This is a genomic window from Caldisalinibacter kiritimatiensis (assembly GCF_000387765.1).
Classification (GTDB): Bacteria; Bacillota; Clostridia; order Tissierellales; family Caldisalinibacteraceae; genus Caldisalinibacter; species Caldisalinibacter kiritimatiensis.
This window is the reverse complement of record NZ_ARZA01000233.1, coordinates 1-10,583: the sequence shown is the minus strand read 5'-3', so window position 1 is coordinate 10,583 and position 10,583 is coordinate 1. Positions and strand designations below refer to the sequence as shown.

The 10,583-nt window shown below is 30.0% G+C and carries 9 protein-coding genes; all 9 read right to left on the bottom strand.

Annotated elements, in window-relative coordinates:
- Nucleotides 1-194: 194 nt before the first annotated feature.
- Nucleotides 195-1,292, bottom strand: a complete 1,098-nt coding sequence (rpoD, locus tag L21TH_RS10375; RefSeq protein WP_006315563.1) for an RNA polymerase sigma factor RpoD — start codon at nucleotides 1,290-1,292, stop codon at nucleotides 195-197.
- A gap of 24 nt (nucleotides 1,293-1,316) precedes the next feature.
- A complete protein-coding gene (dnaG, locus tag L21TH_RS10370; protein ID WP_006315561.1) occupies nucleotides 1,317-3,152 on the bottom strand; it encodes a DNA primase in 1,836 nt (611 codons plus the stop codon).
- Between the two features lie 80 nt (nucleotides 3,153-3,232).
- Complete coding sequence (locus L21TH_RS10365; protein ID WP_006315559.1) at nucleotides 3,233-3,673, bottom strand: YaiI/YqxD family protein; 441 nt, start codon at nucleotides 3,671-3,673, stop codon at nucleotides 3,233-3,235.
- Between the two features lie 204 nt (nucleotides 3,674-3,877).
- Nucleotides 3,878-4,891, bottom strand: a complete 1,014-nt coding sequence (locus L21TH_RS10360) for a deoxyguanosinetriphosphate triphosphohydrolase (RefSeq protein WP_006315557.1) — start codon at nucleotides 4,889-4,891, stop codon at nucleotides 3,878-3,880.
- Between the two features lie 242 nt (nucleotides 4,892-5,133).
- Complete coding sequence (locus L21TH_RS10355) at nucleotides 5,134-5,949, bottom strand: pyruvate, water dikinase regulatory protein (RefSeq protein WP_006315555.1); 816 nt, start codon at nucleotides 5,947-5,949, stop codon at nucleotides 5,134-5,136.
- A gap of 11 nt (nucleotides 5,950-5,960) precedes the next feature.
- Nucleotides 5,961-6,602: a transcriptional regulator CcpN gene (gene ccpN, locus L21TH_RS10350; protein ID WP_006315553.1), complete on the bottom strand. Its 642-nt coding sequence runs from the start codon at nucleotides 6,600-6,602 to the stop codon at nucleotides 5,961-5,963.
- A gap of 139 nt (nucleotides 6,603-6,741) precedes the next feature.
- Complete coding sequence (gene glyS / locus L21TH_RS10345; protein ID WP_006315551.1) at nucleotides 6,742-8,823, bottom strand: glycine--tRNA ligase subunit beta; 2,082 nt, start codon at nucleotides 8,821-8,823, stop codon at nucleotides 6,742-6,744.
- Entirely contained in the window at nucleotides 8,816-9,700 is an 885-nt protein-coding gene (gene glyQ / locus L21TH_RS10340) for a glycine--tRNA ligase subunit alpha (protein ID WP_006315549.1), read from the bottom strand. Before glyQ ends, glyS begins: the two co-directional genes overlap by 8 nt.
- Nucleotides 9,701-10,004: 304 nt before the next feature.
- Complete coding sequence (locus tag L21TH_RS10335) at nucleotides 10,005-10,502, bottom strand: DUF4342 domain-containing protein (RefSeq protein WP_006315545.1); 498 nt, start codon at nucleotides 10,500-10,502, stop codon at nucleotides 10,005-10,007.
- Nucleotides 10,503-10,583 lie beyond the last annotated feature (81 nt).

Below are 10,583 nucleotides of genomic sequence, written 5' to 3'. Positions count from 1 at the left end.
GGGTGGTTCAACTCCCGAATGGCAGCTTGAAGCTGCAAACTTAATGAAAACTAAAGAAAAAGAAAATATAAAAAACAATTTAAAAGATAAAAAATACTATTTAAGAGACCGAGATTAAGGTCAAAATTAAAGATTCGCCATAGGCGAATCTTTAATTACTATATGCATAAAGTACATACACAGTACTTCTTACTTTACTCTAAGAAATCTTTTAGTTTTTTACTTCTACTTGGATGTCTTAACTTTCTTAATGCTTTAGCTTCAATCTGTCTAATTCTTTCTCTAGTTACATCAAACTCTTTCCCTACTTCTTCTAATGTTCTAGCTCTTCCGTCATCTAATCCAAACCTTAATCTTAATACCTTTTGCTCCCTTGGAGTTAATGTCTCTAATACATCTCCAAGCTGTTCCTTTAATAGTGTAAATGTTGCAGCTTCTGAAGGTGCTTGTGCATCCTCATCTGGTATAAAATCTCCTAAGTGACTGTCTTCTTCTTCTCCAATAGGTGTCTCTAATGAAACAGGCTCTTGTGCTATTTTTAATATCTCTCTTACCTTTTCTTCTTCTAAATTCATTTCTTTTGCTATTTCCTCTGGTGTAGGCTCTCTACCTAACTCCTGAAGTAATTGTCTTGAAACTCTTATTAATTTGTTTATAGTTTCTACCATATGAACTGGTATTCTTATTGTTCTAGCCTGATCTGCAATGGCTCTAGTTATAGCCTGTCGTATCCACCATGTAGCGTAGGTACTAAACTTATATCCCTTTCTATAATCAAACTTTTCTACAGCTTTTATAAGACCTAAATTTCCTTCCTGGATTAAGTCTAGGAACAACATACCTCTACCAACATATCTTTTAGCTATACTAACAACTAATCTCAAGTTCGCTTCTGAAAGCTTCCTTTTTGCCTCTTCATCACCTTGTTCTATTCTTTTAGCGAGTTCTATCTCTTCCTCTGCTGACAATAGAGGGACTTTACCTATCTCTTTTAGATACATTCTAACTGGGTCATCTACATTTATCCCTTTTAATACTATTTCAGTACTTTCATCTGTTGCATCATCGTCATCTTTATCTATTAATACCTCTTCATCCTTTTCTCCAACAATTTCTATTCCCATATCTTCTAGACTTTGATATACTTCATCTATTTGGTCGGCAGTTAAATCCTTATCTTCTAATGCATCCATAATTTCTCTATATGTTAACATTCCCTGTTTTTTACCTTTTTCTATTAACACTTTTATTTGAGTAACATTTAAATCTTCTTTCTTTTTTTTCTTACTCATTTAAATCCCCTCCCTTCAACACAACTATTGATGCATCTTTAATTGTTTGTCTATTTCTATTAGTTTTAAACACATCTCTTTGAATCTTTCAACATCTCCTTTGCCTTTTTCTTCCTTAGATTCTAGTTCTCTAATCTGTTTTTTGATTCTGTCTCTTTCTATTTTCAACTTGAAATAGTTAATTTTTTTAATATAGTCTTCAACTGCTTTATCTTCATCTTTACTATCTATCTGTAAGTCAAGATTAATTATCTCATTAAATTCTTTAAGCTCTTCTTGATTAAGTAAATTAAGTAAATCTTCTTTTATTACTTTATTGTTAGTTTCATATTGTTGGTATATAACTTCTGATATACTTCTATACAATTTATTTGAAAAATCTTCTGGACTAAAAATATCTTTTACTTTGTTATATATCCTTTTATTACTTGTAACTAATTTTAATAAACTTTTTTCTGCTAACAAATGACCTGGTTCAAGCTTGTACTCTACAGGAATTATTTTATCTTTATTATTATTTCTATAATTATTAATTCTATACTTGTCCTTTGTACTAGTTGTTTTAAACCTATTGTTGTTACGAGAAAATATCTCCCTCTTTATAGCTTCTACAGAAATTCCTGTCTCATCTGACACCTTTCCTAAGTATGCATCTACTTCAATTGGACTTTCTATTTTTCTTAAAAGCTGTGCAATATCTTTAGTAAATTTTACTCTTCCTTCTAAAGTATTAAGATTATTCTTATGTTTGTAAAAATGTATTTTGTATTCTATATAATTTAATGCATTTTGTATTAATAATTCAAAAGATTTTTTGCTGTGATGTTTTATATATTCATCAGGGTCCTTTCCTTCCGGCAGTAATACTACTTTCGCATTAAGGCCTACTTTTTTTGATATATCTAAAGCCTTATTCGCTGCATTCTGTCCTGCTTCATCTGAATCATAACAAATATATAAATCATTACTGTATCGCTTCAAAAGTTTTGCTTGTTGCTCCGTTAGAGCTGTGCCAAGAGAAGCTACACAATAATCTATACCCTGAGAATACAACGCTATAATATCCATGTATCCTTCAACGAGCAGAATTCTATTTCCTCTTGAATTTTTTTTTGCTATGTTTAACCCATATAAATTATATCCTTTCGAAAATACTGGAGTGTCAGGGGAATTTAGATATTTAGGCTGTGAATCATCTAATACCCTACCACCAAACCCTATTACTCTACCTCTAACATCCAAAATTGGAAATATAACTCTATCTCTAAATCTATCATAATATCCTTTATTGTCTTTCCGTTTTATAATTAAACCTACTCTTTCAATTTCCTCTTCAGTATAGTTTTTATTTTTCAAGTAATTAAGTAAATCATTCCAATCTGATTTAGAGTAACCTAAACCAAAAGTTTTTATTGTTAACTCATCTATACCTCTACTTTTCACATAATTATATGCTCTTTTATTCTTTTTTAGCATTCTATAAAAATATATAGCAGCTTCTCGATTTAATGCATATAATCTTTCTTTTTCTTTTCTTTTTTTTATATCATCAGCTGTATTCTTTTTTTCTAAACTTATACCTACTCTATCTGCTAACAATTTTACAGCTTCAACAAAATTAAGATTTTCATATTTCATTACAAAACTTATTACATTTCCACCCTCACCACATCCAAAGCAATGAAATATCTGCTTCTCAGGGGATACAACAAACGATGGAGTCTTTTCTGTATGAAATGGACACAGTGCTTTAAAATTAACTCCTGCTCTTTTAAGCTCTATATATTCAGATATTACATCTACTATGTTATTTCTATCAATAATCTCTTCAATCTCCTCATCGCTAAAGCGATATGTCATAAACATCACCTTGTATTTAATAATTTCGCTAAAAATTGAGTATTTCCTTCTAGTTTATATAAATAATTGTCACATATTTATTACTTAGCTTTCTCTATAAGCTTAATCAAATTCTCTCTAAACCTGATATCGTCTTCTTTCCGCCTCTTTTTAGATCCTTTTGTTTTATATCCACCTTTTCTTAATTTCATTGAAACGTGCCTTTTCATTAAATATATATCTATATTTTTTTCTGTAAAAAAATGACCACTAAATGATATACAATATCCTTTTTTCTGTATAACTATAGACGCTAAACCATAGTCATTTGTTGCAACTATATCCCCTTGCTCTAATCGATTAACTATTTCCATATCTGCCGCTTGAGTATCTGAGTCTACATAGATAACCTCTAATAATTCATTGTTATCTATTATATGGTCTATACTAGCGACAAACACTACATGCACATTATAGTGTTTAGCTACTTTAGTTATGATATTTTTTACTGGACAAGAATCTCCATCCACCAAAATTTTCATTTAATCATCCTAATCTAAATTTAAATTTTAACACGGAATAGCAATATTCGACAAAACATTCTAAAATCCTCTTTTATTTTTAAATTTTTTTATAACACATAGGAATTTATATTCAAGTTATAACTATAGATAAAATATAATTTCTATTATGTTTTTTAAAAAAATGAATCTTGAAAATCTTCTATTTTACATTAAAAACTTTTTTTATTTATCCCAAGGTAAAGGTACAAATAAATCTTTGAATACCTTTATTGCATACCTATCTGTCATACCCGCTATATAGTCACAAACTATATCCTCTTTGGTCGCTTCTAGATTTTCATAAATGCTTCTATGTTCAACAGGAATTTTGTCAAAATTATTCAAATAATAGTTATACAATTGCTCAATTATAAACCAAGCTTTTTCTTCTTCACTTTTTACTGTTTTGTTTAAATATACTCGCTTGAACATAAACTCTCTTAATTTATTTGTATAATATTCTATTTCTTCACTCATTCGTATCCTATCTTTATCCATACTATTCTTAATGATATCTACAATCATAGTATTTATTCTTTTTCCATGGGTATCTCCTAGCACATTAATACAGTCCTTAGGTAAAGTATCTCTTTTAATTATGCCAGCTCTAATAGCATCATCTATATCATGATTAATATAAGCTATCCTATCAGCAATTTTAACTATTTGCCCTTCCAAAGTAATTGGCTCTTTTTCTCCTGTATGATTTACTATTCCATCTCGTACTTCATAAGTTAAGTTAAGTCCCGGCTTACCTTTTCTATGCTCTAAATATTCTACAATTTTTAAACTTTGGACATTGTGTTTAAAACCTTTATAATGAATATTATCTAATACATATTCTCCAGTATGACCAAAGGGAGTATGACCTAAATCATGAGCTAAAGCTATTGCTTCTGTTAAGTCCTCATTGAGTCTCAAAGCTTTAGCTATTGTTCTAGAAATTTGTGCTACTTCTAATGTATGAGTTAATCTAGTTCTATAATGGTCACCCTCTGGAGCTATAAAAACCTGACTTTTGTGTTTAAGCCTTCTAAAGGCTTTTGAATGAATTATTCTATCTCTATCTCGTTGATAATCAGTTCTTATATCACACTTTTCTTCTTTTATTTTTCTTCCCTTTGTATTACAGCTTAAAGCTGCAAACTTTGACAATATAATTTGTTCATACTCCTCGGTTTTCTCTCTAATATTCACACAAATGCCCCTTTTCATTTATTATTTAAATTGTTACCAAAAAAACACTATTTCATAATTATTGTATATATACAACAAATATAACTATATTCCTGCCTTTTATTTTAGATTTATTATTAAATATTATTAACTAAACTTTTTAGTTTTTTACAAAATCTATGGGGCACATCAAAAAGAGTGTCTATTAACAAACAGACACTCATATAATTATATAAATTATTTATTTTTTATTCAACTTGAAATTAAAGTAAATCTTTATCTCTCATCATTTGTAGTATTTCGCTTGCTGTTTCCTCTACAGCTTTATTAGATACATCTATAACAGTACATCCAATTCTCTTCATTATGGAATCAGAATATTCTAGCTCCTTTATGATTCTATCTACACTAGCATAACTTGCATTATCACTTAGCCCCAATGCCTTTAGTCTTTCTTGTCTTATTTGATTCAATTTAATTGGATTTGCAGTAAGTCCTACTATTTTATCAGAATCTACTTCAAACAATTCATCTGGTGGTGGAACCTCAGGTACTAAAGGTATATTAGCTACTTTTATGTTTTTATGGGCTAAATACATACTTAAAGGAGTTTTCGAAGTTCTAGATATACCTATTAAAACTATGTCTGCCTGTTTTATACCCCTAGTATCCTTACCATCATCATATTTAACAGCAAACTCTATAGCTTCAACTTTCCTAAAATATTTCTCATCTAATTTTCTTATTAATCCTGGTTCTCTCTTTGGCTCAAATCCTAACAGTTTCTTCATAGAGTTCATTATAGGTGACATAATATCAATTGCATCTATACCTTTTTCTTTGGCCTTTTCTTGTAAATATTGCCTTAGTTCGTCTATAACTATCGTAAAAACAATTATACATCTTTCTTCTTTCGCTTCTTCTAGCACCTCATCAATTTGACTTTTCTCTGTTATAAAGGGAAATCTTCTTATTTCATATTTACCAGAATTAAACTGACTTATTGCAGCCTTAGCAACTTGTTCTCCAGTCTCTCCAATAGAATCAGATAAAATATAAACAATAGTACTCTTATCCATACATTTACCTCCTAGTCATTATGGGCTAAGTCCACAAAAACTCTAGTGATATTAGTCTTTGATATTCTTCCTACAACTTTATATCCCATTTTACCATTATCTTCACATTTTTCTACTACCGGTAAACTGTCTACTTCGTGCTCAATAATCTTTTCTGCAGCAGTTAATATACTCTCGTGTGATTCTACTACAACAATATTAGGCATTCTTGTCATTATAACCCCCACTGGCACTTTATTTATTTCTACTCCGCCTATAGCACTTTTTATAAAATCTTTTCTTGATACAACCCCAGTTAATAAACCATCTGAAACCACAAAAATAGTGCCTACATCTTCAAGAAATAAAGTTACTATAGCATCATAAACAGTAGTTTCTTCGTCTACAATAACTGGAACTGATTTAATATCTGATACTTTTATATTTTTTATTTGGTCCGAAAAAAAATTTAAAGCAGTCTTTCCTGAATAAAAATATCCCACTTTAGGTCTCGCGTCTAAAATTCCGGACATAGTTAAAATAGCTAAATCTGGTCTTAAAGTTGCTCTAGTTAAACTCAGTTTTTCAGCTATAGCTTCACTCGTGATTGGCTGTTCTCTTTTAACTATATCAATAATCTTTTTTTGTCTATCTGTTAGTTGAATGGTTCTCACCCCTTTTTATCAGCTGGGTAAATTAGTATTTTTATTGCTATATCTTACTATTTAAACCTTTGTTTAATCTGTATATAATTATTATTTATATGTGAAAAAGCCCACTTAACTACTCTCGTGGGCTTTTACCCATAATCTACTATTTACTAACAATCTTAGATAAGTCACAAATAGTTAACATTGTATCTGCAATTTTTTTCATTAATGAAAGTCTATTATTTCTTATATTCATATCATCTACCATTACCATTACATTGTCAAGGTATTTATCAATAGGTTCTCTTAATTTAATAAATTGATTTAGCGCCTCTCCATACTCTTTTTTATTTAATAATTTTTGAACTTCATCTTCTACTGTAATATAAGCTTCATATAATTCCTTTTCTACCTCTACTTCAAACAATTCTTTATCTACTTTGTTATCCTGTGCTTTTTCTGATAGATTAACTACCCTGTTAAAAGCAGCTAATACTTCATTTAAGCCCTCTTTATCAATCCATTTATTTACTTCTTTAGCTCTAATTACTAAGTCAGTTATATCGTCATTATCTATATTTAATATAGCATCCACTACATCATATCTAATTCCATTATCAATTAACATATTTTTTAATCTACCTCTAAAGAATTCAAGTATTTGTTCAACTACTTCATCCTGGCTAAAATCTAATCCTGCCTCACTAGCATATAAATCTAAAGCATCTTTAACTAATTGTTTTATTGATAGATGTAAATTCTTATCTAAAATTATATTTATTATCCCTAAACATTGTCTTCTTAGGCCATATGGGTCTTGTGAACCCGTAGGCTGTATTCCTATTGCAAAAGAACCAGCTATATTATCTAATTTGTCTGATATACTCAAAATAGCTCCTGCAGTAGTAGTTGGCAAAGTATCTCCTGCAAATCTTGGTAAATATTGCTCATAGATTGCAGTACTTACTATATCATTCTCTCCTGAAATATTAGCATACTCTCTACCCATAATACCTTGAAGCTCAGTAAACTCATATACCATTTTAGTTACTAAATCTGCTTTAGCTAAATATGACGCTCTCTCTAAATTCATTAATGTTTCTTTACCTACTTCTAAATACTCACCTATTTGTTTGGCTAATTTTTCAATTCTTATTGTTTTATCATAGATTGTCCCAAGTTTTTCTTGGTACACAATCTCCTTTAAGTCCTCTACATAATCTTCTAATTTATTTTTAGTATCTTCTTCAAAGAAAAACTTTGCATCTTCTAATCTTGCACCAAGCACTTTTTCATTTCCTTTAGATACTATGTCTATATATTCTTCATTACCATTTCTTACCGCTATAAAGTATGGCATAAGTTTTCCATTGTCATCTGATATTGGTATATATCTTTGATGCTCTTTCATAGGAGTAATTACTACTTCTTTTGGTAGTTTTAAGTATTCTTCTTTAACTCTTCCTACAAAAGGTGTTGGATATTCTACTATATATGTCAACTCTTTAAGTAAATCTTCATCTAATAATAGGTTACCACCTTTTTCCTTAGCTAGTTTTAAACATCCATTACTTATTATTTTCCTTCTTTCTTCCTGGTCAACAATAACATAATTTTCTCTCAACTTATTAAAATATTCATTAACTTCATTGATTTCTATTGAACTTGAACCTAAGAATCTATGACCTTTAGTAATATTAGAACATTTAATTCCTTCTAAATCAAAAGACAGTACTTGGTCATTAAATAAACTTACAATCCATCTTATAGGTCTAGCAAATCTAAAGTTTTTACCTCCCCATCTCATCGATTTAGGAAAGTTTATAGATTTAATTATCTCTGGTATTGTATCTTCTAAAACTTCTTTTACTAATCTACCTTTTTCTAGTTTATGAGCATATACATATTCTTCACCTTTATATTCTTTGATAACAACTTCACTAGGATCTACTCCTTGACCTCTAGCAAAACCTAATAACGCCTTTGTTGGATTTCCATCTTCATCAAATGCAATTCTCTTCGAAGGTCCTTTAGCAAGTTCTTGTAAATCCTCTTGTTTCTCTGATATACCTTCTGCTAGTAACACTAATCTTCTAGGAGTAGCATACACTTTTATATCTTCAAATTTAATTCTCTCTTCCTTAAACACGTTTTTAAATTTGTTTCTTATTTGTGACAATGTATTATCAATAAACCTTGCTGGAATTTCCTCAGTTCCAATTTCTAACAAAAACTTATTATTCATTCTCTGCACCTCCCTTTAGAAGCGGGAATCTTAGCTCTTCTCTTTTCTCTAAATATTTTGCAGCTACTAGCTTTGCTAAGTTTCTAACTCTACCAATAAAGCTCGTTCTCTCTGTAACACTAATTGACCCTCTAGCGTCTAATACGTTAAACGTATGAGAACATTTCAATACATTATCGTACGCTGGTAAAACTAATCCTTTTTTAATTAATTTTTTTGCCTCGTCTTCATAAGTATTAAATAGATTAAATAACACATCTGGGTCAGCCTCTTCAAAACTATATACTGAGTGCTCATATTCAGCTTGTTTAAATATTTCACCGTATTTTATACCTTCTACCCATTCTATATCAAATATATTATCAACATCTTGTAAATACATAGCTATTCTTTCTAAACCATATGTAATCTCTGCAGATTCCAAGTCACAGTTGATGCTTCCAACTTGCTGGAAATATGTAAACTGTGTAATTTCCATACCATCTAACCATACTTCCCAACCAAGACCCCATGCACCTAATGTAGGAGATTCCCAGTTATCTTCAACGAATCTTATATCATGCTTTGCTGGATCTATGCCTATTGCTTTTAAACTATCTAAATATAACTCTTGTACATTGTCTGGAGATGGTTTTAAAATAACCTGTAGCTGATGGTGTTGATACACTCTATTAGGATTGTCTCCATATCTTGCATCAGCTGGTCTTCTTGATGGTTCAACATAAGCAACTTTCCATGGTTCAGGACCTAACGCTCTTAAGAAAGTTTGAGGATTCATAGTTCCTGCACCTTTTTCTACATCATAGGGCTGCATTATGATACAACCTTTTTCTCCCCAGTAATTTAATAATTTTAAAATTAAATCTTGAAAATACATTATTATTACCTCCCTTTTCCTTTGGAGCATTTCTTAGTTAAGCTAAAAACTGATAAGCATATGAAAGATAAAAAACCCTTCATCCCAATATAGGGACGAAAGGTTAATCCCTGATTTATTATCTATAGCACTTGATAAACTTAATATGTATACTAAAGTCCCTTCATCTAGTTTATATCAGGATTTTTATCCTTAATTATTTTGTTTAATCAATTATCTTATTATAGATAACCTATTAGTATATATTATATACTAATAGGTTATACTACACATAATTTAACAAATTATTATTCAGTTGTCAATATTATTCGTTATTACTTTCTTGATTACTTTGCTGATTGTAACTATCATTAGTTTTATTATTATCCATTCTTACGGTTTTTCTTACTTTATCCACAGTTTTCCCTGCCATTTCATTAATGTTAACAACTTCTCCATTTTCTTTTACTATTTCTATTGTACATTTTGATAACAATGCTGCTGTTACTCCTACTGCTGTAACTGGTGGTGATAAAATAGCTCCTATAGCTCCTGCAGTAACTGGAATATTCATTAATACTTCTCCGTCTTTTTTGACAGTAATTTTAGTTACATTTCCTTTCCTAAGGGCTTCTTTTAAAGCTTCTATTACTTCATCACTCTTGTTAGTTATGTTTTCGGTCCAAGATTTTTGATTCTCTTCTAAGTAAATCAATGCATCTACAACATTCCCATCGTTTAGTTCAAGTGCTTCTTTAGCTGTTTTATAGCTAACCCCTGTACGTTCCCTAATAATATCAATTTTCTCTAAACTTATATCCACTAATAACCCTCCTTTTGAACCTTTTATTAGCTCGTTGCAGAACTCTACAACTCGCATAAATACTGCATTTTATTTATTTAA